Annotated in this window: 26 protein-coding genes; 18 read left to right on the top strand and 8 right to left on the bottom strand. The window is 55.3% G+C overall.

Going from position 1 to position 23,145, the window contains the following annotated elements:
* Window positions 1-2: 2 nt before the first annotated feature.
* Together HFN16_RS11570 and HFN16_RS11565 are read left to right on the top strand one after the other, a co-directional pair.
* Window positions 3-605, top strand: coding sequence for a flavodoxin family protein (locus HFN16_RS11570; RefSeq protein WP_168890898.1), 603 nt, complete (start codon window positions 3-5; stop codon window positions 603-605).
* A gap of 3 nt (window positions 606-608) precedes the next feature.
* Window positions 609-1,331: a ComF family protein gene (locus HFN16_RS11565; protein WP_168890897.1), complete on the top strand. Its 723-nt coding sequence runs from the start codon at window positions 609-611 to the stop codon at window positions 1,329-1,331.
* Here HFN16_RS11565 and HFN16_RS11560 read toward each other — a convergent pair whose 3' ends face one another.
* Entirely contained in the window at window positions 1,332-1,601 is a 270-nt protein-coding gene (locus tag HFN16_RS11560; RefSeq protein WP_168890896.1) for a hypothetical protein, read from the bottom strand.
* Window positions 1,602-1,885: 284 nt separating this feature from the next.
* On the opposite strand from HFN16_RS11560, the gene rplU reads away from it, so the two are divergent.
* The 3 genes from rplU (at window position 1,886) to obgE (ending at window position 3,674) form a co-directional block, all read left to right on the top strand.
* On the top strand, window positions 1,886-2,197 hold the full coding sequence (gene rplU / locus HFN16_RS11555; RefSeq protein WP_168890895.1) for a 50S ribosomal protein L21: 312 nt from the start codon (window positions 1,886-1,888) through the stop codon (window positions 2,195-2,197).
* Between the two features lie 20 nt (window positions 2,198-2,217).
* Window positions 2,218-2,487, top strand: a complete 270-nt coding sequence (gene rpmA, locus HFN16_RS11550; protein WP_168890894.1) for a 50S ribosomal protein L27 — start codon at window positions 2,218-2,220, stop codon at window positions 2,485-2,487.
* 107 nt (window positions 2,488-2,594) lie between these two features.
* Window positions 2,595-3,674 (top strand): GTPase ObgE, encoded by a 1,080-nt coding sequence (gene obgE / locus HFN16_RS11545; protein WP_168890893.1) that lies wholly within the window; start codon window positions 2,595-2,597, stop codon window positions 3,672-3,674.
* Here the strand turns inward: obgE and HFN16_RS11540 are convergent.
* Window positions 3,599-5,452: a hypothetical protein gene (locus HFN16_RS11540; protein ID WP_168890892.1), complete on the bottom strand. Its 1,854-nt coding sequence runs from the start codon at window positions 5,450-5,452 to the stop codon at window positions 3,599-3,601. The two genes, obgE and HFN16_RS11540, sit on opposite strands and share 76 nt — an antisense overlap.
* 182 nt (window positions 5,453-5,634) lie before the next feature.
* Between HFN16_RS11540 and proB the strand changes: the two genes are divergently transcribed.
* From proB to HFN16_RS11520, 4 genes are all read left to right on the top strand, one after another.
* A complete protein-coding gene (proB, locus tag HFN16_RS11535) occupies window positions 5,635-6,795 on the top strand; it encodes a glutamate 5-kinase (protein ID WP_168890891.1) in 1,161 nt (386 codons plus the stop codon).
* A gap of 12 nt (window positions 6,796-6,807) precedes the next feature.
* Window positions 6,808-7,977 carry an MFS transporter gene (locus HFN16_RS11530; protein WP_168890890.1) on the top strand — a complete coding sequence of 390 codons (1,170 nt, stop codon included), beginning with the start codon at window positions 6,808-6,810 and terminating at the stop codon, window positions 7,975-7,977.
* Window positions 7,978-8,045: 68 nt separating this feature from the next.
* Complete coding sequence (locus tag HFN16_RS11525; protein WP_168890889.1) at window positions 8,046-8,189, top strand: hypothetical protein; 144 nt, start codon at window positions 8,046-8,048, stop codon at window positions 8,187-8,189.
* A gap of 312 nt (window positions 8,190-8,501) precedes the next feature.
* On the top strand, window positions 8,502-9,281 hold the full coding sequence (locus HFN16_RS11520) for a hypothetical protein (protein ID WP_247648319.1): 780 nt from the start codon (window positions 8,502-8,504) through the stop codon (window positions 9,279-9,281).
* Here the strand turns inward: HFN16_RS11520 and HFN16_RS11515 are convergent.
* Window positions 9,256-9,600: a helix-turn-helix transcriptional regulator gene (locus tag HFN16_RS11515; protein ID WP_168890888.1), complete on the bottom strand. Its 345-nt coding sequence runs from the start codon at window positions 9,598-9,600 to the stop codon at window positions 9,256-9,258. The genes HFN16_RS11520 and HFN16_RS11515 overlap by 26 nt on opposite strands.
* A 93-nt stretch (window positions 9,601-9,693) precedes the next feature.
* Here HFN16_RS11515 and HFN16_RS11510 point away from each other — a divergent pair, with 93 nt between their 5' ends.
* Window positions 9,694-9,903, top strand: coding sequence for a hypothetical protein (locus tag HFN16_RS11510; RefSeq protein WP_168890887.1), 210 nt, complete (start codon window positions 9,694-9,696; stop codon window positions 9,901-9,903).
* A gap of 196 nt (window positions 9,904-10,099) precedes the next feature.
* Entirely contained in the window at window positions 10,100-10,948 is an 849-nt protein-coding gene (locus HFN16_RS11505; protein ID WP_168890886.1) for a uridine kinase, read from the top strand.
* Between the two features lie 82 nt (window positions 10,949-11,030).
* Here the strand turns inward: HFN16_RS11505 and HFN16_RS11500 are convergent, their stop codons facing one another.
* Complete coding sequence (locus HFN16_RS11500) at window positions 11,031-12,224, bottom strand: putative sulfate/molybdate transporter (RefSeq protein WP_168890885.1); 1,194 nt, start codon at window positions 12,222-12,224, stop codon at window positions 11,031-11,033.
* A 150-nt stretch (window positions 12,225-12,374) separates the two neighbouring features.
* Between HFN16_RS11500 and argB the strand changes: the two genes are divergently transcribed.
* The 3 genes from argB to glp all read left to right on the top strand — a co-directional run bounded on the left by argB (window position 12,375) and on the right by glp (window position 15,177).
* A complete protein-coding gene (argB, locus tag HFN16_RS11495) occupies window positions 12,375-13,295 on the top strand; it encodes an acetylglutamate kinase (protein WP_168890884.1) in 921 nt (306 codons plus the stop codon).
* Between the two features lies 1 nt (window position 13,296).
* Window positions 13,297-13,716, top strand: a complete 420-nt coding sequence (locus HFN16_RS11490; RefSeq protein WP_168890883.1) for a bacteriohemerythrin — start codon at window positions 13,297-13,299, stop codon at window positions 13,714-13,716.
* A 219-nt stretch (window positions 13,717-13,935) separates the two neighbouring features.
* The gene (gene glp / locus HFN16_RS11485; protein WP_168890882.1) at window positions 13,936-15,177 is read left to right on the top strand and encodes a gephyrin-like molybdotransferase Glp; all 1,242 of its coding nucleotides are present in this window, start codon (window positions 13,936-13,938) and stop codon (window positions 15,175-15,177) included.
* Between the two features lie 24 nt (window positions 15,178-15,201).
* Here the strand turns inward: glp and HFN16_RS11480 are convergent, their stop codons facing one another.
* On the bottom strand, window positions 15,202-16,149 hold the full coding sequence (locus tag HFN16_RS11480; RefSeq protein ID WP_168890881.1) for a discoidin domain-containing protein: 948 nt from the start codon (window positions 16,147-16,149) through the stop codon (window positions 15,202-15,204).
* A gap of 133 nt (window positions 16,150-16,282) precedes the next feature.
* Between HFN16_RS11480 and HFN16_RS11475 the strand changes: the two genes are divergently transcribed.
* On the top strand, window positions 16,283-16,690 hold the full coding sequence (locus tag HFN16_RS11475) for a bacteriohemerythrin (protein WP_168890880.1): 408 nt from the start codon (window positions 16,283-16,285) through the stop codon (window positions 16,688-16,690).
* Window positions 16,691-16,698: 8 nt separating this feature from the next.
* Here the strand turns inward: HFN16_RS11475 and HFN16_RS11470 are convergent, their stop codons facing one another.
* The 3 genes from HFN16_RS11470 to HFN16_RS11460 form a co-directional block, all read right to left on the bottom strand.
* Window positions 16,699-17,727: a hypothetical protein gene (locus HFN16_RS11470; RefSeq protein WP_168890879.1), complete on the bottom strand. Its 1,029-nt coding sequence runs from the start codon at window positions 17,725-17,727 to the stop codon at window positions 16,699-16,701.
* A gap of 279 nt (window positions 17,728-18,006) precedes the next feature.
* A complete protein-coding gene (gene ahcY, locus HFN16_RS11465) occupies window positions 18,007-19,437 on the bottom strand; it encodes an adenosylhomocysteinase (RefSeq protein ID WP_168890878.1) in 1,431 nt (476 codons plus the stop codon).
* Between the two features lie 27 nt (window positions 19,438-19,464).
* Window positions 19,465-20,379: a metalloregulator ArsR/SmtB family transcription factor gene (locus HFN16_RS11460; RefSeq protein ID WP_168890877.1), complete on the bottom strand. Its 915-nt coding sequence runs from the start codon at window positions 20,377-20,379 to the stop codon at window positions 19,465-19,467.
* 157 nt (window positions 20,380-20,536) lie between these two features.
* Between HFN16_RS11460 and HFN16_RS11455 the strand changes: the two genes are divergently transcribed.
* The 3 genes from HFN16_RS11455 to HFN16_RS11445 all read left to right on the top strand — a co-directional run bounded on the left by HFN16_RS11455 (window position 20,537) and on the right by HFN16_RS11445 (window position 23,141).
* The gene (locus tag HFN16_RS11455; RefSeq protein ID WP_168890876.1) at window positions 20,537-21,457 is read left to right on the top strand and encodes a PEGA domain-containing protein; all 921 of its coding nucleotides are present in this window, start codon (window positions 20,537-20,539) and stop codon (window positions 21,455-21,457) included.
* A gap of 285 nt (window positions 21,458-21,742) precedes the next feature.
* Window positions 21,743-22,630, top strand: a complete 888-nt coding sequence (locus HFN16_RS11450) for a universal stress protein (protein WP_168890875.1) — start codon at window positions 21,743-21,745, stop codon at window positions 22,628-22,630.
* A gap of 97 nt (window positions 22,631-22,727) precedes the next feature.
* Window positions 22,728-23,141 (top strand): PEGA domain-containing protein, encoded by a 414-nt coding sequence (locus HFN16_RS11445; RefSeq protein WP_168890874.1) that lies wholly within the window; start codon window positions 22,728-22,730, stop codon window positions 23,139-23,141.
* The last annotated feature ends 4 nt before the right edge of the window (window positions 23,142-23,145 follow it).

The raw sequence follows: 23,145 nt of genomic DNA, 5'->3' as shown, positions 1-23,145 counted from the left end.
ACATGGACGCCGTCATCTACGCAGGCAGTCATCGCAAGGGAGGCAACTCGGACCGCGTCGCCCACCTGCTCAAGCAGGGCGTGGAAGAAGCTGGCGGCGAAGCCATGATTCTGAACGTACGAGATTTCGATGTGCGCCACTGTCTGGCTTGTGGCTTCTGCGACAAGGCGTCAGACAAGCAAGAACAGGATCGTTGCGTACTGGGCCATAAGGATCAGGCGTGGAAACTCTATGCTCCCTTCTTTACGGCCAAAACCGCCTTCATAGCATCACCCATCTACTTCTATCACTTGCCATCAATGCTCAAGACATGGATCGATCGCGGCCAGCAATTCTGGCGTGCGCGGCTTGACGGCGAACCGTGGGTGGCAGGACTGCCCAAACGCCCGGCCCATGCCCTGCTCGTGGCCGGACAGCCTTCCGGCGACAAACTCTTTGAAGGCTCACGGCTCACGCTCAAGTACTTCGTGCAGAACTTCAATATGGAACTTGCTGAGCTGCTTGTTTTCCGTGGCATCGACCAGAAGGGAGACATGGAACAGAACGTCGAGTTCGAGCAGCGCATCATTGATTACGGCAGACAGGCCTGGACCGAGGTTTCCTAATCCATGTTCCGCCTGCTGCATCGATTGGCCTGCCGGGCCGGATTTGTAGCAGGCCGTTGCCCTGTCTGTTCGCGCCTGACAGACACCTCAACTGACCACCTCTGTCCGGAATGCGCAGATTCACTGGCCCCCCGTTCCGGCGGCTACTGCCCCGGATGCGGCGAGATCTTCGGCGAGGAAGACTCACCTCCCACCCTGTGCAGCGACTGCCGCCACACCCGCGAGCCGTGGGACAACTTCCATTTCCATAATATCTACGCAGGCACGCTGCGAGATCTCATCCTTGGCTACAAATTTCACTCCGGCGTCGGGCACACCCATTTGCTGGCGGAGTTGGCGTATAACTCATTTATAGAAGGTGGCGGCGAAACGCCCGATCTCATCGTCCCGGTTCCACTGCACACCAAACGACTGCTTTGGCGCGGATTCAACCAGAGCGCAGAGCTTTGCCGCAGGCTGTCCAAAAAGATGAACCGCCCCATCGCACACGACGCACTGGTCCGCACCCGCCACACCCAGCCACAAACAAGGCTGGGCATGGTCGAACGACAAACCAACATCAAAGACGCCTTTCGGGCCGACCCTGAAATGATATCGAGAAAATCAGTACTGGTGGTGGACGACGTTTACACCACTGGCGCAACCCTGCGCGAATGTACCATCACCCTCAGGCGCGCCGGAGCCGCTCAGGTGGATGTATTGGTACTGGCAAGGGCCATGCAGTAGCTACTTGGCGTAGTGCACGTCCCAATTGAACATCACCCCGTCAAAGCCGCCGCTGGGCGTGAAGTGATGCTTGAAGCGCAAGGGCATACGCATGTCCTTGCTCACAATGGGAACCGAGTACGTATCGGAGATCGTGACATCACGCGTCAAGGAAAATTCAAGCTGGGCAAAAGAGACCGGAGTGCCCAGAGGGACACCTCTGGGAGTCATTGTCCCGGTCAGAACAAACTCATGATCCGGCATTTCTTCAATTTCGAAGTTGACTATCATGTCATTTCCGACTACTTCACTCCCGCACGGTAGCGACTGACACATGGTAATCAGCCCTCTATGATTAGTATGTTGACTTGAATGTCCGGCGCAACCGTAGGCAGCAAAAAGCGATAAAACAAAAATCGTTAACAAAAAGCGTTGCATGGCGTATCCCCCGTTTGCGCGAATGCATAGCAGAGTTTTTTGTTGCCTGCAAAATAATAAAAAAACACCCCGAGGGGCTTGACTTCCGCACACACTGCGGATAGTTTGCCTCCTCTTACGAACTGGAGGTTTTCACTATGTTTGCTATCATCGAGACCGGCGGGAAGCAGTACCGCGTAGAAGAAGGTCTTGAACTCAAAGTAGATTTGCTTAAGGGCGAAGCCGGCGACAAGCTGAGCATCGATTCCGTTCTCCTGGTGGAAAAGGACGGCGACACCAAAATTGGCGCACCCTACGTGGACGGTGCCAAGGTTGAGTGTGAAGTTCTGGGTCATTCTCGTGGCAAGAAGATTGTGGTCTTCCACAAGCTGCCCAAGAAAGATGCCCGCAAGACGCAGGGTCACCGTCAGGACTATACTTCTATCAAAGTCAAATCCATCACGGCTTAGTCGCCTGAAGGGAGGATACAATGGCTCATAAAAAAGCTGGCGGTAGTTCCAGAAACGGTCGCGATAGTGCCGGTCAAAGGCGTGGCGTTAAGCGCTTCGGTGGTCAGGAAGTCGTAGCAGGCAACATTCTCGTTCGCCAGGTTGGCTCCAGTTTCCACGCAGGCGAAGGCGTCGGCACCGGTAAAGATTACACCCTCTTTGCTCTGCGCGACGGCGTCGTCAAGTTCGAGAAGTACACCCGCAACAAGGTCGCCAAGACCCGCGTGCACGTACTTCCGGCAGAAGCCTAAGCTTCAGCAAGAAAGTAATTTCTCCGGGCAGGGGACGCTTATTAGCGTATCCCCTGCCCGTTTTTGTGCTTTGCTGACTGCGGGTTTTCCCCGCTTGGAGAATAATAATGCGTTTTGTAGATGAAGCGATCATCAAGGTGCGCTCAGGCAAAGGCGGCAATGGCTGCGCCAGCCTCAGACGCGAAGCCAACCTGCCCAAGGGCGGCCCTGACGGCGGTGACGGCGGCAAGGGTGGCGACGTGATCTTCCGTGGCACCAACCGGCTGATGTCCCTTTACGACTTCCGCCTGCAGCGGCATTACCTCGCCAAGAACGGCGAAGGCGGCATGGGCCGTGACCGCTATGGAAAGGCAGCCCCCGATCTCTATGTGGATCTTCCGGTAGGCACGCTCATCTACGAAATCATCGAAGATGAAGACGGCGAATTCGTCGAAGAAAAGCTCATCGCCGACCTCGTTGAAGACGGTACCGAAATCGTCATCTGTGAAGGCGGCAAGGGCGGACGCGGCAACCTGCACTTCAAGACGTCCACCAACCGCACCCCCCGCTACGCCGAACCCGGTTTCCCGAGCGAAGAGAAACGCCTTCGCCTTGAACTGAAGATTCTGGCCGATGTCGGCCTGCTCGGACTGCCCAGTGCAGGCAAGTCCACCTTTATTTCCAAAGTCTCGGCCGCCAAGCCCAAGATCGCAGCGTACCACTTCACCACGCTCGTTCCGAACCTCGGCGTCATCGAAGACGAAAATTACAACCGCATGGTTATTGCTGACATCCCCGGCCTCATCGAAGGCGCCCACGAGGGCAAGGGGCTCGGCATCCAGTTCCTCAAGCACGTAGAACGCACCCGTTTCCTCGTTCACCTGCTGTCCGTGGAAGACCTCGACCGCGAGGATCCGGTGGGCGGCTTTGACATGCTCACCGAGGAACTGCGTCAATACAGCCCGGAACTGGGTGATCGCACTCAGATCAAGACCATCAACAAGATCGACACGCTTTCAGAAGAAGAACTCGCCGACCTCAAGGCCAAAGTGGCCGAGTCCGGCGAGAAGGTTTTCTTCATCTCTGCCCTGACAGGCGAAGGCGTGGACGAACTGCTTGACGAGATGTGGCGTCAACTCGCTCTGCTGGACACCCAGTGCGATGAGGGCGAGAACGAGGATGGAGCTGCCTCACCAGAGGAAATGTAATCCAGACTCACCTGCTGCTTGGCCCTTTTGGACATATCCTCTGCGTTCATTGAACCAAAGGTGTCGTAAAAAGCATCCAACGTCAGCTCGATTTCATTAGACATACCCGCAGCGGCGGCATTGGGAATGGCATCCACCGTTTCCAGGCCGCCGTCGCTCTTTATGGCGGTAGTATCCTTGTCATCGACCATGACAGAGTTGGTGATGAGTTTGTCTGCCGCTCCCATGCGTACCTCAACGGATTCCCGGGCTTCGAAGAACTGGTGAGACGTCACGTCTCCGTTCTCAAACACTTCACGCTCATGGCTGGTCTTGCGTATCACTGAAGGAGCATCATTTTCGGTTAATGCCCGCCCGGTGTGGAATTCGAGTTCCTTTTCCTTGTGATAAAAGTCAGTCTTCCGCGCCTCTTCTCTGTCTTCCTGACGCATCACCAACTCTCCATCCTTGTAGAGCTCATCGGTCCAGTTGATGGAATATGGCTGCTCTGGGCTACCGTTTGCGGCAATGTCTTCCACGGTGCTGTAGTCATTGGAACCCACATGCTTGACTATGGCCTCGGTGAAAAAGTCCGCTTCGGACGCAGCCTCCACGGTATTGGCGGTCATCAAGTCCATGGCGGATTGCGGATTGTCAGGATCCTTACCCAGATACTGCTCCGTGCTCAACCCCATGGTTTCCAGGAATCCAGGCCGGTTATGCAGCCCGGCAGTCGCGGTCTCCTCAAGCGTCATTGAACCGTGGCTCCGCTTGACCAGTTCGCCCTTGCTGTACCAGGACACAGACATGGACTGCTCCTGCTTGCCTCCCTTGGGGCCAGTGCCATCCTGCTGGTCGTCCGAGAACCGGGCCTCGCGAAGCAGATCGCCGTTGGAATCGTAGTCCCGCACTTCCATGATCATGCCGGTGTCGTGCGCCAACTCTTTGGTGCTACGCTCGTCCATGCCAGCCAGTTTACGATTCCAGTCGCGATTGGACGCATGAACGTATTTTCCCTCATGCTCCAGAGTGATATTGCGCGACAGTTTGCCGTTCTCGCCATACTCTTTCACGTTGGCGTAATAGGTGGCCAGATGCTTTTCCGTGGTCAGAATCTTGGAAAGGTCTTCCACATTGCTGCTGACCGAGGCGCTGCCCTGCTCCACCAAGGATTCTACCTTGGCCATCTTTTGGTCCACGGAAGCACCGCCGTTCACGCTGTCCCAAGAGTCCAGCAGCATGTTGTCCTGCATTTCCCCGGTCAATTTGCCGCCGTCGAACCATTTGACCGAACGGCTCATGTTGGCGGACGTCCAACCGTCCTTGCCCTGCAATTCTGTAATGTCTGTATGAATGGACTGAGTGATCTTGCCGGATGCGTCATAAAATTCGGTATCCAGTGACGCCCCGCTTTCCGAGAGTGTCCCGGTGACGGACTTAATCAATTTTCCGTTGCGGTACTCCATGACCTCCAGGTTACCGTCCTTGATGGAGACGGTCTGGACATTGCCGTTCTCAAGGGTGACCTTGCCCTCGCGCCCCCCCATGGCGAGCTTCCATGCAGATACAGGCTCGGACTCGGCGGCCTCGCGTTGCTGGCTGGCTCGGACCATCTCCATATTCTTGGAATCGGCCCGCATTCCTTCGGGAATTCCCTCCAAGAGCTTCATGGCCTTATCACTGATATCCACCACATCGCCCGTATACGGTGCTGTAGCTGAAGAAGACTGAGTGCTTTTGCTCTTCTGTGATGTGGCGTAGACAAAGGTATTCGTGTTGGAATCAATTGGATTGACCATAGTATCTCCGAAAGTGATGAGCTTTGATCGAACCGGGCAGCATTAAATAGGCACTATGTCTATATCGACACAATGTATCGAATCTTTATATATGAACATACTTTCATTTATTTTTCTTTACATGCCGAGAAGCCCAAGTCCTTTCTTGCCACTGCAAGGGGTGTGGGTGTAGGGTGCGCCCCATGACGCGTACCGACATCAATAGAGACAACCTGCTGAATAATGTGCGGCGGATGGTAGTCAAGGTGGGCAGCGCCGTGCTGACCACTGGCGAAGGGCTCGATCCCGAGGCCATCGAACGACTGGCCACCCAGCTTTCCGCACTGAGCGACCGCGGTATTGACGTGGTGCTGGTCTCCTCCGGCGCCGTGGCTGCCGGACGGCAGCGCATCTGCGAGCGCCTCAAGCAGTGTCGAAAAGAATATAAAGACATGGCATCCCGACAGGCGGCTTCGGCCATCGGTCAGGGACGACTCATGCACGACTACGATGAAGCCTTTGCCAAACATGGCAAGGCCACCGCACAAATGCTGCTGACCCGTAGCGGCCTCAAGCAACGCGAACGCTTTTTGAACGCGCGCAACACCATGGAGCGTCTCCTTGAATGGGGCGTCATACCCATTATCAATGAGAATGACACCGTATCCACGCGCGAGTTGGAATTCGGCGACAACGACACCCTCGGCGCCATGTGCCTCGGGCTGATCGGCGCCGACCTGTTCGTGAACCTCACCAGTGCGGATGGCGTGTTCGACAAGAACCCCGAGACCCACCCTGACGCCAAGTCCATTCCGGTCATTGAAGACATTGCCTGCATGGACCTCGAAGCCATGTGCGACGGCAAGACCAACGTGGGCACCGGCGGCATGTACTCCAAGCTACGTGCCGCGCGCCGTGCGGCTCAGCTCGGCGTTCCTACTCTCATTGTCTCCGGCAAGGGAGAGTTTGACCTGATCAAGGCACTGGAAGGCGAAAACGGCGGTTCACTGGTCCTGCCCGAATGCAAGACCGTCTCAAGCAAGAAATTCTGGCTCGCTTACCACGACAATCCGTCCGGCTCCATTCTGGTGGACAAGGGTGCGGCCAATGCCCTTCTGACACAAGGCAAGTCCCTGCTGCCCATCGGCATCAGCGCTGTGGAAGGCCGTTTCGACCGAGACTCCTTGGTCTTCATCCGCACTCAGGATGGTGACGAACTGGGCGTGGGTATGTGCAACTTTTCCTCGGCCGAACTTGAGAAGGTCAAGGGCAAACGCACCGCAGAACTGGCCGCACTGGTTGGTTCCATCGACTTTGACGAGGCTGTTCACCGCGACAACATGCTTCTCGACGCCGCAATCTAACCGGAAGCTGTTTTGCGCAAAATATATCTCGACAGGAATCTTCAGTACGTCTTCGGCATAACGCTGGTGGCGATCCTTGGCGTGTCCAGCATTATCCCGGCCCTGCCGGATATCATGGACGGCCTGCACATGACCCCGGTCGAGATCGGGCTGGTCATTTCCATCTTCACCCTGCCCGGTGTGCTGGTTTCCCCTTTGGTGGGAATTCTGGCCGACCGCATCGGACGCAAGGTGATCCTGGTCCCAGCGCTCTTCATCTTCGGCATCTTCGGCTTTGCCTGCTTCTTTGCTGAAACCATGCAGCAACTGCTTGTCCTGCGTTTCCTGCAAGGCGTAGGGGCCGGTCCATTGGGCGTATTATACGGCACCCTCATCGGCGACCTCTACCAAGGGCGCGAACGAGGACAGGCCATGGGGTACAACGCCAGCGTTCTCTCCATGGGGACGGCAGCCTTTCCGGCGCTGGGCGGCGTCCTCGCCATGCTCGGCTGGAACTGGCCCTTCATACTGCCGCTGCTGGCGATTCCACTTGGCCTGACCATCATGCTCTCCATGGAAACGCCGGAACCAAAACAATCGGGCAGCCTCAAGAAATATTTCCGCGACGCCTTTGCGCGCATGAAGAATCGACAGGTGCTCAGCCTGTTCTGCACCACGCTGCTCACCTTCATCGTGCTGTACGGCCCCATCGTCACCTATCTGCCCATCCTGCTGGACAAGAACTACAATGCCTCTCCCGCATCCATCGGACTGGTCTTTCTGATCGCGTCCGGCTTCACCGGAGTGGCCTCGTTCCAATTGGGCAATCTGGCACACCGTTTTGGAGAGCGCACGCTGCTGATCGCAGCCGGTATTTTCTATTCCCTCTCCATGCTGCTCATGCCGCACGCCCCCGGCCTGTGGCATGTTATTCCGCCTGTCATGTGCTTCGGTCTGGCTCAGGGACTAAATATCCCCACAGTCATGACCATGCTGACCTCCATTGCTCCCATGGAGCAGCGAGGCGCATTCATGGCCGCCAACGGCCTGCTTCTACGGCTGGCACAGACGCTGGCTCCCATGATCATGGGGGGCCTCTACGCACTGTTCGGCATGCATGCAGTCTTCATCGGAGGCCTGCTCTGCTCGCTGGGCCTGCTCTATCTCGCCATCTTCTCCATCAAGAACGTCGAGCACCCCTAATCCACTCTCCCATTTACGCCGATAAGAAGGGCAACTAAGGAAAAACGACCCAGCCAAGGAGAGTTGTCATGACCTTGCGTTCCCATTTGCAGCATCGCCTCAATCCGCTCCATGTGTACTGCCGTCTGCGTACCCTGGGCTTTGCGGACAAGGCTGCACGGGCCGTGACATCCTGCTATGAGCGGATGCTCTATCGCCTCGTGCTCGCATAACTTTTTTTGGGATTTAACCATCCTTCCGCACCATATTCTGCGTGCGCCCCCCTTCACGAACTCAATTTGGGAGTTTTTCCCAAACATTAGGGCAACAAAAGGACGTTCCCCTATTGCGCAATTCTCGATGCTATGGCTTCATATGGACACATTTTCCCGGCATCCAATGTCGGGACTCCCCCCGAAAGGCCTCAATCACCGCCATGAGGCCTTTCTTCTTTTTCAAGCTTCCAAAAATCATCCCACGGTGCCAAGCCTTGAGCAGGCAAATACGTGTTGCCAATATGTCGAACCAAGCATATTTCGTTTGGCATGCGTATATACATTGGATTTGACGATACAGATGACAAGGACGCCCCTATCGGCACAGGCCGATTGGTACGCCAATTCATATACTCCCTGCCCAACACATGCAGGGTACACGGCGTGATTCGCCACCAGCTACCGAGGCTGAGCGATATCCCGTTCACGTCCAACAACAGCTCTGCCTGCGCCATTATCGACGTCGACTCCAACGAAATGCGTTCGTGGCTTACTGAGCGAGCCGTATCCCATCTCATGAGCCACTGCGCACCCGGCAGCGATCCGGGACTGTGTATTGCGGAAGAGTCTGAAATCGACGACGGCTTGATAGAGTTCGGCAAGACCGTGACTGGTGTGCAGGTCACCCAGAAAGACGCGATGTACGCGGCACGAAACATCAGCCTGCAAGGCCTGGGCGGCACCAATGACGGCATCATCGGTGCCACCGCTGCCGTTGGCCTGACAAAATTCGGCTGGTGCGGTCGTTTCATCGAATACGGTAGGCTTCGCGACTTAGGCGAATCCATGCACGTTCGTGACCTCATGGACGCGGGCATTCGTGTGGTCTCTGTGGACCGTGATCCGCTGGTCCCTCTGCTGGGCGATCAGGTCGTCAATGCCGGATGGATCCGCCCATCACTCTGGGCAGGGCACCCGACCTTGCAACTTCGTTTGGTGGAATACGGCATCTGGGAACCCGCCCATTCCAAGCGCAAGAAGCCCAAGCAGGGCAAGGGGCTCGGCAAAGGGATCGACAGAAAGGCTACTGTCCCCTGTACCGCTCAATAAAGGCAGTCAGCGTATCGCGCTGACGCTCCATGTGGATAATCCACGCTTCCAGGATTTCACGCCCTTCAGGGGTGATGGCATAGATTCGTTTGGCCGGGCCATCGCCCTCTGCATCCCATTTTGATTCCACCAGCCCTTCTTCGTCCATTTGGCGAAGATGACGGTAGATCATGCCGGGAGGTGCATCACCGCGCAGGAATCCATACTCTCCGATAGCCTGAATCAGCTGATATCCATAAGAATCCCCGTCACTGAGCGCCATCAGCAGCGAGGGTTGCACGTATCTTTGCGGTTTGGAGCCGCCAACTTTTTTTGACATTTCTGAAAAGTCCTTCTTGACCATATGTTCTTTGAGGATATATATTCATTGTAGACCAATATCCGGTAAGTCACAACAAGCCAGGAGGCAGACATGAAGATTTTTGTTCGTGAAAGAAATCGTGCTGACGAAGGCCAGAAGCTCCCCCGTTACCGCGTTGTCGGTGTTCAGGGTGGCGATATGAAGATTTACGTCAAACGTATCCGCAAGTGCGAACTCGACGAGCTTGCAGCCATCAGTGGCGCCGAGATCGTTTACCTGAAGCGCGACGGTAAGGGTTCTGAAGGCAAGAAGAAGTGCTAGCTCGTACTGCGAGATAAAGAAAAATCAGGATAGGAGTTCGACCTGCGATCTCTTATCCTGATTTTTTTTCCTCAGATTCACACTCCATACACCGTGCCGATTTATAAGGTACTATCTCTCTACTTGTCTTTTGAGTAAGACAAGGTAATATCATATTGAATTGCGACATCATCCTGACATCTACAAGGAGTACAATATGGGTAAGCTGGTCAAAGAACAGGACGAAAAAGGCAGACTCCACATCGACACCCCGCTTATGGGTGAATCTCTGGTGGGCAAGTCTCTGCTGAAACGGACTGAAGCGAACGAATATTTCCGGATGCAGCCGGACGTTAACGTGCTGAAAATTGGTGGCCAGTCCATCATGGACCGCGGCGCCAAGGCGCTGTTCCCCATCCTTGACGAACTGGTCAAGGCTAAGGAAGAGCACAAGATTCTGCTCATGTGCGGCGGCGGCACTCGCGCCCGTCACGTCTACAATATCGGCGTTGACCTCGGCATGCCCACCGGCGTGCTCTCCAAGCTCGGAGACAAGGTCTCTGCCCAGAACGCGGAAATGCTCTCCGTGCTGCTGGCCAAACATGGCGGCGCCATGATCGGTCACGGCGCACATATGGAACAGCTCCACATGTACTGCCAGTTGGGCTACCTACCCATCACTACCGGCATCCCGCCCTACGGCTGGTTCGAACATCCGGCAGAAGTCGGCTCCATCCCGCCGCACCGCACCGACTCCGGCGCCTGCCTGCTTGCTGAAAACATCGGCGCCAAGTCCCTCATCTACCTCAAGGATGAGAAGGGCATGTATGAGAACGATCCCAAGAAGGGCAACCGCGACACCATGAAGTTCTTCGACAAGATCCACGTCGAGGAGCTGATCGAAATGGACCTCGAAGACTTGATTATCGAACGTCCAGTCCTGACCTTCCTCAAGAACGCCAAGACTCTCAAGCAGTTCCAGATCATTGACGTACTCCGTCACCCGGAACATCTCCACGCCGCACTGAACGGCGAACACGTCGGCACCATCATCTACAAAGACTAGCCGACGTTACAGCAAAAGAAACGGCCTGCCCCGCCATCGCGGAGCAGGCCTTTTTTTATTGCCTCAGTCGACCTGTCTGCTTTTACACCACCACATTTCCCTTTCGGAAGATGTGATGCAACACAATCCCCGCCCCAAAAGCCCAGGCGAGGTTGGTTGGCAGCGTGATGCCAAGCATTGCGACGATGAGAAACAGGTCGGTACGCGATTCTACGTCGAGAATTGTCAATGCGAGCTGTGTGCCCGAAAAGAAAAGGAGCACGCCGAGAACGCCCATGGGCAACAGATGAAGTACATTGACCGAGCCGGAACCAAGCAGAAGTGCGAGGAGCAGAAATGCGACACCAATAATGATGTTGGAACCGCAGGTGCGCGCTCCAAAACGGTAATGCGCAGCCAATCCCCCTGCTCCGTGACAGATGGGCATACCACCCACCAGCGCGGCAAAGACATTGGCAAATCCCATGGACAGGCAGAGGTTTCGGTCTGTGACGCGGCGGCTCTCCTCACCAAAATATTCAAAACTCAGATCACGGTTGGCGATGACGGCGTTCCCCATTGTCATGGGTACTTGCGGCAGGACCAATGCCAGCAGCGCAAAGGAGAAATCTGCTCCAGTGGGGATACCGAACGGCATGAACTCTGGAAAATGAAGCCCCGGGGACAGGGTAGCCAACTCGCGCCATGCGCCGAGCGCTGCTCCGGCCAGCGCACCGCAGACAACGACGACCAGCCCGGCAGGATAGCGACGGCTTCCGAGCAGAAACATGGTGACGAGCAGAAATGTCGCGCCAATGACAAGGCTCATTGGAATCGGCCCAATGGACTGGATAGCAAGGAACGGCTCAACACTGCCGCGCATCGCCTGAAATCCACTGGACCCCACCACCATCTGCACGCCCTTGGACAGCAAGAGCACGCCAGTGGTCAACTGAACGCCACGAATGACTGCCTTGGGAACGATCTTGGCAACATGATTCACCAACCCAGTGGTACCAAGCACGAGCAGGAACGCAGCCATAAGCAGGCCTGATGCGGTGATAACTCCCGGTGAAAGTGCTTGAGCGATGGCATAGGCCGACACAACTTTCATGGGCTGTACGGCGATGGGAACACGGTAGTAGAGGCCGCCCACTACGTACAGCAGGCCGATGGACAGGAATAATCCGGTAGGAGAAAGGCCGTTGATCATGATCATGGCAAAAGCCAGCGGCAGCAACGTACCGAGGTCGCCCACAGACCCCGCCCATTCCATTCTGTTAAAACTGATGCGCATATTTCATCCCTGCTGATTTGACAAACTGCGGGGAATGTTACCGATTCATGATAGATGAGACAACACCCAATATTGACACTCTCTCCCCTTTGGAGGAGAATATTGTTCTAAAGTCACGCAAAACGCCCAGTTTTCAGGAGCGCCCTACACATGAGAAAAGAGTCCATCAGCAAACGGGACATGAAGCGGTTCCAGCTTCAGGCCAAGTCCATCATCGAGACTTTGCCTTTTATTACCGAATTTTACGGCAAGACCATTGTCATCAAATACGGCGGCAACGCCATGATCGACGAAGAGCTGAAGCGCGCCTTCGCCCTCAACGTCATCCTCCTCAAGTATATCGGTCTGAATCCGGTCATCGTTCACGGCGGCGGCCCGCAGATCGGCAAGATGCTCAAGGCGCTCAATATCGAGTCCCATTTCCGTCAGGGCTACCGTGTCACCGACGAAGCCACCATGGATGTGGTTGAGATGGTGCTGGTAGGTAAGGTAAACAAGGAAATCGTCAACCTCATCAACCTAAACGGCGGCAACGCTGTCGGGCTGTCAGGCAAGGACGGCATGCTCATCAAGGCCGAGCCCAAAGAGCTTTCCATCGAAAAAAAGAATGCGCCGCCCGAGATCATCGACCTGGGCAAGGTCGGCGAAGTCAAAACCGTCAACACCTCTCTGATTGAATCTCTGGCCGGAGAAGGTTTCATCCCGGTCATCGCACCCGTTGGTGTGGATGACAATGGAGTTACATACAATATCAACGCAGACTCCGTGGCTGGTGCCGTGGCCTCCGCCCTCAACGCCAAACGCCTCTACCTGCTCACCGACGTTCCCGGCCTGCTGGACGCGGACGGCGAACTCATCACCCACCTCGACCACAAGGAAGCATTCGGCTGCATCGACAACGGCGTCATCACAGGCGGCATGATCCCCAAGATCAAATGCTGCATCGAATCCGTGGTGTCTGAAGTCGAAAAGGCCGCCATCATCGACGGCCGAGTGGAAAACTGCATTTTGCTGGAACTCTTCACCAAGTCGGGTATCGGCACCGAGGTAGTTCTCGCAAAGGAGGAGTAGCATGACCCAGATCAACTGGAACGAAGACATGCTGGTAGATCTGCCGACTATCGACGCACAGCACAAAAAGCTGATCGCCATGTGCAACAGTCTTCTGAACGCTATGATCAATGGCATGGGCAACGAAGTTCTGGACACGCTGTTCGACGAACTTCTTGGCTACACTTCATACCATTTCGACGACGAAGAAGCGTTCATGAAACAGATAGGCTATCCCCAGAGAGAAGCACACATGGTTGTGCATGAACGCTTGAAGAACGACGTGCAAATATTCAAGAAGAAGCTGTTGACCGAGGGAGTGGATCCCAGTGACGCACTGGCATTCCTGAACAACTGGATCGTCAAGCACATCCAGAGCATGGACACGGAAATCAGCAACTACGCTCACAGTCACAACAAACTGGAAAACACCGCTTCATGAGCAGTAACCGTTGATGCTTCTCTAGAAACCGGCCTCGATATGATTGATACACAGCAGGAGATGCTCTTTGCCATCTCCTGCCCCTGATCTACATATCGCTACATAAGCACGGTCTCGGGCGCAGGGATGCCCCATGGTGTCAAACCCGCCCCAATAGTCCAATTCTTGCCGATTCAAAACACGCGCTATAGCGTTCGTAAAAAATAGAGAGACCATGCCATGAGCCACGGATTTTTCACCATCATCAGTCGCGCCGAGTTTGAAGCGCTCCTCAAATCCTTCCCGCAACTATCAGCCGAGACGGTTGGCCTGTCCCGCGCCTCTGGCCGAGTGCTGGCCAGCGATCTCATCTCCGCACACGACTGGCCGCTTCAAGACCGCTCATGCATGGACGGCTATGCCGTGAACGCCCGTGACGTATTTGGTTCCACCGAGACCAATCCCGGCTATCTGGAATGCACGTCCACCCTCTCCATTGAAGAGATTCCCGACATCGATCTGCCGCCCGGTGAATGTGCCCGCATCTCTACCGGAGGGCTGCTGCCCGATGGTGCAGACGCGGTTATCATGGTCGAGCATACGCAGGAAATGGGAGACACTACCATTGAGATGCGCAAGAGCGTGGCTCCGGGCGAAAACGTCATGCAACGAGGCGAAGACGCCCGCGAAGGCAAAGTAGCCCTCCCCGCCGGGACCGTTATCCGGCCGCAGGAAGTGGGGCTTTGCGCTGCTTTGGGCTTTGATGAACTGAAATTAATCCGCCGCCCCCGCGTGGGCATTCTTTCGACAGGTGATGAGCTTATTGAAGTTGGCGAGACACCCCGCCCCGGTCAGGTGCGCGACGTGAACTCCCAGACCATCGCCACCCTTGTAAAACAGGCGAGCGCCATCCCTACCCGCTACGGTATCATCAAGGATGATCTTGAATCACTGAAGGCCGCCCTCTCCAAGGCCATAGAAGAAAACGACATAGTGCTGCTGTCCGGCGGCAGTTCCATTGGTGTGCGAGACCTCACAGTCCAGACCGTCGAGGCCATGCCGGACTCTTCCCTGCTCGCTCATGGCGTGGCCCTCAGCCCTGGCAAACCCACCATTCTCGGGCGCGTGGGCGACAAGCCTGTCATGGGACTGCCCGGTCAGGTGACCTCTGCACTGGTGGTCATGCATGTGCTCATTCTGCCACTGCTTCGCCATCTTCAGGGCGATCCAAGAGCATTTGATCCTTCCCGTCGCCCCATGCGCAAGGCGATCCTGGCCCGCAACGTTGCCTCCAAGCCGGGACGCGAGGACTACATCCGCATCCGTCTGGAAGAACGCGATGAAGAACCGCCGCTGGCCCACCCTGTTCTGGGTAAGTCAGGGTTGCTTCGCACCATGATCCAAGCCAACGGACTCGCCGCCATTCCGGCTGACGCAGAGGGCATCTACGCAGACCAATTGATTGATATTTGGATTGTGTAATATCTTGATTTACATGATATTTGATTAGAAAAGATCTTCTTCGCCTTCCAGCTCTACAATCTTCCAACCGTCATCGGTTTTTCTGACAACGTATGTGGAGTCATCTTCAAAAGACCTGTCAACATTTCCCACTTGGACTCGATAGGCTCCAAACACCCTCACCCTGGCATAGCTGCCATCTTGTTCAATTAATTCGAAACCAAGACCTTCTGTGTTAACCTTTGCAGTCCGCAAAATTTTATATGTACCACGTTGTCGCATTATTTCTTGAAACTGCAAAAAGCGTAAGTCATTCCGGTCACGCACATCTTCAGCAAAGAGTTCAGCATAGTTATCCGCCAGTGAGGTCTGGCGCACATAGAATTCCTTGAGCAGGGACGTAATCTCTTCCGGTACTATCGCGTCAGGATCCACCGGAGGCATGGCCTGCTCTGGCTCTGTGTCCACATTGCCGGAGGCTACATCATCGGGGTTGGCCATGAGGGAGAGATAGAGCTTGAGTTCCGAGACAGCGAGCTTGGTCTTGGAAGTCAGGTCGCCTTTGGGAAACACCTCATCCACCACAATTCGCAGGGATTTGGCCGGTCGACCTCCACATTCCACCACCTGTTCTCCCGGCTCATCTCGAAGCCAGAAGCGGATTTCCTTACCGTCCGGATAGACAATCCGACCGGAACGAATACGGCGGTGTTTTTCATATTGCCCCTCGCCCTGATGTCCGTTGAAGATACCGATACGCTGAACACGGGTAGGAATGGCAAAGGAAAGCTCGATCCATTGCCCTGAGCCACCACCGACACCACCACCGACCCACGCCGTTGCGACATCGCCATCCAGCAGGTTCTCGGGCGCATAAGGCAACCCGATGTCAAACTTGAAACTGGAGACCTTGACCTCAACATCAAGAGCACGGGCTGGAACTGCCATCAGGAGCAGGAACGCGAACAAAAAGAATAACCGTCTCATATGCATGGAGGCACCCTATCACAAGTCGTTTCAGTCTGCCTCCCCTTACACATGGACTTTCCCAGACCGACAAAACCATTGGCTATGCACATTTTTTCCCCTATCGTGCAACACAACGAAAACACGCAAGGAATCCGTTATGCCCCTGCTTGAATGGGATAAAAGCTACGCCATTGACGTCAAAGAATTGGACGATGACCACAAGGTTCTCGTAGAGATGCTCAACAAGGCCTTTGATGCATCTGAAGTAGAAGGCAAGACCGAATCATTAACCCTGCTTGTGGCAGAGATGCGGGCCTATGCAGAAATGCACTTTCATAAGGAAGAAGAGCTGATGGCAGCCCTCTCGTATCCTGACAAGGAAGCCCACGCCGGCATGCACAAGATTTTCCGGGATCGTGCTCAAGAATTCGCACAGGCTGGAGAAAACTGGAAGATGTCCGACACCATCGACCTGCTCACTTTTCTTGCAGACTGGCTCAAGGTCCATATCCTTGGCACCGATAGAAAACTCGGCGCATTCCTCAAAAACAAAGGCGTGGAGTAACGCCCCTCTTAGCGCCGCTTGGACTGGGCGCCGTTGATATGCCAACCGTTCTCATCGATGAAAGAGAAGGTCATATCCACAGGAAAATCAAACGCCTTCCCATCCACTGTGTAGCGACATATGCCATGGACACGAAGGATGGCTGAAGCGCCACGTACGATGGGACGATTCAGACTCAGACCACTCGTATCCACCTCTGCAGAACGAAGCCCTTCGTACAATCTCTTCGACCGTATCTCATCTTTGAGTTCAGCGAGCACTCGTTTTTCGCGCTGCTGAATATCGGTAGCGAAGAGAGGGATGAAATCATCATCCATTCGGACCAGTCCCTTGAAATAGCCATGAACCAGATCAACGAAAGCGGGCCACAGTTTCTCATGAACCTTACCCGGTTCAAGATTGTCGCTGGCCGGCACCGAAGCGAGGAGAAAGGTCGCTCCGGGCTTAATGGCCGAGAAGTAGGGATTCTGCTTTGGGTCTTTCGGATTAGCTGACTTTACCGGTGCAGGTGGAGCCTTGGCAGCCCCGATGCTCGACAAGCTAGCAGCAGCCACGTTGGAAGCAGCACCACCGCCATCATCAAAGGCTCGGACTTCAGACACCGCAACCTTGCCGTCACCGGGAAGTTTCACGCCAACCGAGGGAGACACTTCAGTAATAATGATGCTGAATGCGCCCACCGAGACTTGCGGGAATACAATATCCTGTTCCCCGACCTCAGGCTTGAGCTTGAAGGAATAGACAGCCTCGTCCTGCAAGACCAGTACACCTGCGGTAATACAGCGAAAATCATTGAAAAGATTCGCTCCCTGATTGCCGTTGGCAATGCGAATTCTGCTGACAGTACTCACTTGCGGCAACGTGAAGGTAAGCATCTTTCCCGGCCCCACACCCGTACGACCGCCGACCCAAGCGGTTGTAATGTCGTTGTCTGTCAACCGTTCGGGCGCGCCCCAGTGTTTCCAACTGGAAGCCTGCGCCTTGAGGCCTTTGATCTCTTCCGCCTGTGCAGGCAGCACACTCATGACGGCAACCATCAATAGTCCGACAAATAGGGGCAGTCTGAAAACATGATTTCGCATGGCGTTCAAATAACAAAAAAGGGAGCCGTTTGGCTCCCTTTTTTTATTCTCATTTATAGAGGCTGCTCAGAAGGTACCGGGTGCAAGGCGCAAGGGAAATTCGAGATCGACGCGGGGTCTTTCCCACGCGAGAGTTTGAATTTTCCGCAGCGCACTGAGGCGTAAGATCTTGTAAAGCTCGAAGACTCGCTTACAATTCACTTAACGCAGCAGATGGTGCCTTACGGGCTGCCGCTAGTAGCGGTAGTGATCGGGCTTGAAGGGACCTTCAACGTCCACGCCGATGTAGTCTGCCTGCTCTTTGGTGAGCTTCTCCAGGTTGACGCCGAGGCGTGCGAGGTGGAGACGGGCAACTTCTTCGTCCAGCTTCTTGGGCAGGATCATAACCTTGGGATCGTAGTCGTTCTTGGCGAGATCGATCTGAGCCAGAGCCTGGTTGGTGAAGGAGTTGGACATAACGAAGGAGGGGTGACCGGTGGCGCAACCGAGGTTGACCAGACGGCCTTCTGCCAGAACGATGAGGGACTTGCCGGAAGGCAGGGTCCACTTGTCGACCTGAGGCTTGACTTCCTTCTTGATGCACTTGTCGTTTTTCTCGAGGTGAGCCATCTCGATTTCGGAGTCGAAGTGACCGATGTTGCAGAGGATGGCCTCATCTTTCATGGCATCCATGTGAGCGCCGGTGACAACGTGGTAGTTACCGGTGCAGGTGACGAAGATATCGCCGCGGGGAGCAGCGTCATCCATGGTGGTGACTTCGTAACCTTCCATGGCAGCCTGCAGTGCGCAGATGGGATCGATTTCGGTGACGATCACGCGAGCACCGAAGCCGCGCATGGACTGGGCGCAGCCCTTACCAACATCGCCGTAACCGACAACGACAACGACCTTACCAGCGACCATGACGTCGGTGGCGCGCTTGATGCCGTCAGCCAGGGACTCGCGGCAGCCGTACAGGTTGTCGAACTTGGACTTGGTGACGGAGTCATTGACGTTGATAGCGGGGAACAGCAGTTCGCCAGCGCGCTGCATTTCGTACAGGCGGTGCACACCAGTGGTGGTCTCTTCGGACACGCCGCGAATCTTCTTGGAGATTTCGGTCCACTTGGTGGGGTTGGCGGCAACGGAAGCCTCGAGGCGATCCATGATGATCTGGAATTCCAGAACGTCGTGTTCCTTGCCGAGCAGAGAAGTGTCAGCTTCGCACTTCACGCCCTGGTGGATCAGCAGGGTGGCGTCGCCACCGTCATCAACGATCAGGTCCGGACCGGAGCCGTCAGGCCAGGTCAGAGCCTGCTCGGTGCACCACCAGTATTCTTCCAGGGTCTCACCCTTCCAGGCGAAGACCTTGGCCATACCGGAGTCGGCGATGGCAGCGGCAGCGTGGTCCTGAGTGGAGAAAATGTTGCAGGAAGCCCAGCGGATGTCAGCGCCCAGTTCGTACAGGCACTTGATCAGCATGGCGGTCTGGATGGTCATGTGCAGGGAACCCATGACCTTGAGGCCCTTGAGGGGTTTCTCTTCACCGTACTTCTCGATGATGGACATGAGGCCCGGCATTTCGCGCTCGGACAGCTGCATCTCCATGTGGCCCCACTCGGCCAGGGACATGTCGGCGACCTTGTTCTCGCACTTCGGATCGACGGGCATAACGTTCTTGGACATAGGTTCCTCCAAATAAATGGTTATTATCTATTTCTTTTCGGCCTCGTACAAAACGACGACAAGGCCCATATTGACGGAAAATTCAGTGACGGACTTCACATCGAAGCGCGCCTGCTCCAACCAACCTCGCATCTTCTCCTGCGGGATACCGAGACGACGGTCACCATACTCGCTGCGCATCAACTCGTTCTGATGCAGATCAAACTCGGCGATAATAAAGCGACCGCCAACTTTAAGCACACGTCCCACTTCCTTTAGGGCGTCCAGCGGGCTGGCCAAGTGGTGCAGCACCAGCGAGGTAACGGCACAATCAGCCTCCCAGTCGCGCAGCGGCAGATGAGTCAGGTCACCGATACGCAGCGACATGCGGGCATCATCAGAAAAACGCTCTTCAGCCAGCTCCAGCATCTTGGGCGAGTTATCCACACCGATGACAGAGCTGGATATCTTGGACAGCAGTTCCAGCATGTCGCCGGTACCACAGCCGATGTCGGCAGCACAGTCACATTCGGCGGGCAACAGCTTGCCGATCTCTTTACCGAGATTCAACTTGCCCAGCACCTCGGAGGTCATGCGGTCCCAATCAGAAGCAATCTCATCGAAGAACTGGCGGGTGGCGGCGGTACGCTCACGAATGACCTTTTCGGCACGATTGCGATCGCGCTTTAGCTCACTCTCGTCCTCAAGCAGGGAGGCGACACCGTTCAGGAAATCACGGCCCGGTCCTTCATCGCTGGCGCGATAAAAAGCCCACAACCCCTCGCGGCGGACATCCACCAGCCCGGAGTCGGACAAAATCTTGAGATGACGGGAGATGCGGGACTGCCCCATCTCCATAACCTGAACAATCTCGCCTACATTCAACTCATATTCGAGCAGAACATTGACGAGCCTGGCTCTGGTTTCGTCGGCAAGCGCCTTGCAATATTTGATTATTTCCATGAGTTTTGACCTATATCAGGATATCTTGATATACGGGATGTTCGATTTCTAGCTCAAGACCCCATGCCCGTCAAGCCTAAAACGGTAACGCCTTGACGGTTGTTTTACGACCGCCACTTAGTATATAGAGATGCAAATACCTTCGGAGGCTTGATTAATGAAAAAAGAAATTCTGTCCTGCGCCGCAGCTTTGCTCCTTGCTTCTTCTTTGGCGGCATGCAAGGCAGCCACGCAGACCATCCCCGTGTCCACCAATCCCACTGGCGCCGTAGTCTACGCAGATGGCACCGAGACCTGCATCTCGCCCTGCAACGTAGAACTTGAAAAGACGCAGCCACACATTCTGACCTTCAAGAAGGACGGCTACCGACAGGCCGACGTTCAGATTTCCCGCCAATACGATACCGGCGCAGTTGCCCGCGACGCAGTGCAGTCCGCGGTCTCCGTGAAAGACATGGGCGCCACCGATGAAGGTGCGTTTTCCAACGCCCTGCTCAGCACACAGGCCGCCGAAAGCGACGGCAGCGCATACGTGCTCACTCCTGCCTCCGTGGTTGTGGATATGGTCCCCGCCGGCCAGACTGCACGACCAGTGGCCGTTGCGCCCAAACCGATTCAAACTGCTCAGCAAGGCGATGCTCCCATCGTCATCTCCAGCGACCAGCTTGATGCCGCCGACCAGCAGAAGCTGAAGCAGCAGGAAGCACAGGCTCCGGCAGATCAACAGCCCATCGTGATTTCCAGCGACCAGCTTGCCCCGGAAGACCGGAAGGCCGTGGTCCACACCACCCAGCCCGCCACCATGCAGCGCTCCGCTGAAGAGAATCCCGAGAAGGCTCTTGAGGGCCTGCTGGAAGCCGGGGCCGCAGCCGCTCCGACCGTTGGCACTGAGAAGAACTTCGAGACCTCGCATCATGACTCTTCCAGCTTTGACCAGAAGACCGGCACCTACTCCGAGTCCCATTCTTCCACCCATGTTGGCGTTGGTGTTCATGTCAATCCTGCCGAAGCAGGACTGGGTATCCTCCACCTGCTGGAAGACGCGAACAAGAAGAGTGATGGGGAAGCGACTGAGTAGAGCCCCAACCATACTAATTCGACTCATTAAAAGCCCCGGAAAATACCTCCGGGGCTTTTTCATTAGCGTTCAAAGAGCTGATGGACTGCAATCAGTCAGTTATTTTCATTATTTTTCACCGGAATCTGTTGTTTTTTCCGAAAATATCATGTCATATTCTGCAATCGTATTTTTTCAATTATGCTTGCCCTATCCTTATGGAATTGAGATAGTAGCATTGAATGAACACCCCTAGCCGGTGAGGGGCTTAACTGATTAACAAGCCGGCCATGACAAGGAGGCGACATGTTCAAGAAGATTCTTCTGGCTGCTACCCCGCAGATCGATTCCCAGACCGCTCCCAAGGCGGCCTTTGATCTCGCGCGTAGGCACGACGCCGAGCTCATTCTCTTTCACTCCCTGCCCATCACAAAGGACGCATGGTGTCCGCACGACCAGATGTCAGAAGAGGCGCTTGTTCAAAAGACCGCTGAAAAGATAGAGGAATTCTTCGCAGACGATCTCAAGACGCTGCCCAATTACTCCATCCAGGTCCGCACTGGCCCGGCCCATGAGCAGATGCTGAAGCTCATCCATACTCAGGGTATAGACCTCATCGTCATGGGGCACCACACCTCAACCATGGATCGCCCGGACCGCATGTGGGGATCGGTGGACACCACCATCCGCAAGGTCTGCTCCAATGTGTTCTGCCCGGTCATGGTTGTGACTAATGAGATGCCTCCGGTAAACGACATCAAGCGCATCGTCATGGCGACCGACTTCTCTACCCCGTCCGATTCCGCACTCTGCTTTGCCGCGCAGGTGGCGCGTCAGTATGATGCGCATCTGGATATCTTCCACGTACTGGACATCGGCCAGCAATGCCCGAACCCCAAGTACTACATGCAGGACATGGACATCTTCGTGGACAGTGCCAAGGAGAAGATGAAGAGCAAGTACACTCGCGCCATGGACGGCATCAGCCATTCCTTCGAATGTTGGGAAGGCGTTCCCTTTGTCGAGATCCTTAAGCATGCCCGCTGGCAGGAAGCGGATCTGGTCATCATGGCCCAGTACTCCACCAGCCAGGAACTGGCCAAGCCCTTCGTGGGCTCCACGGTTATCCAGGTGGCCCTGTCTCCCGGTTGCCCGGCCCTTATCGTCAACTATCGCGCACGCAACTGCATGTAACTTGACCGGGCGTACGCCCATGCAATAAGACAATCGCACCCCCGGACGGCATTGTCGTCCGGGGGTGTTCCTTCAAGGAATCACAAGGAAGGTTATCATGAGCAAACAAATCGCCACACTATCGGCCATTACTATATGTATACTGCTCCTGACCGGCTGCGGAGTGCCCAAGCAGAAAATTCCGGTCTCCACCAATCCCCTCGGGGCCACGGTTTATGCAGATGGCACGAAAGTCTGCACCACGCCTTGTGCTGTTTCCCTTGATAAACAGAGCGACCACCTGCTGACTATCGTCAAGGATGGCTACAAGCAGGAAGATTTGGAAATCACACGCCAGTTCATGCCGGATGAAGCTATCCGCGACGGCATCATCTCTGGCGTCCTCACAGGCGGTGACCCCAAGGAGATTGGGCAGGAAGTCGCCAAGGAAGTGGATGAGCAGGAACGCTCCGGCGAAGCCTACGAACTCCGCCCCGATATTGTCACCATCACCCTGACCCCCAAGAAGTAGGACA

Source organism: Pseudodesulfovibrio sp. zrk46, from assembly GCF_012516435.1.
GTDB lineage: Bacteria > Desulfobacterota > Desulfovibrionia > Desulfovibrionales > Desulfovibrionaceae > Pseudodesulfovibrio.
This window is presented reverse-complemented; position numbering and strand designations above follow the sequence as displayed.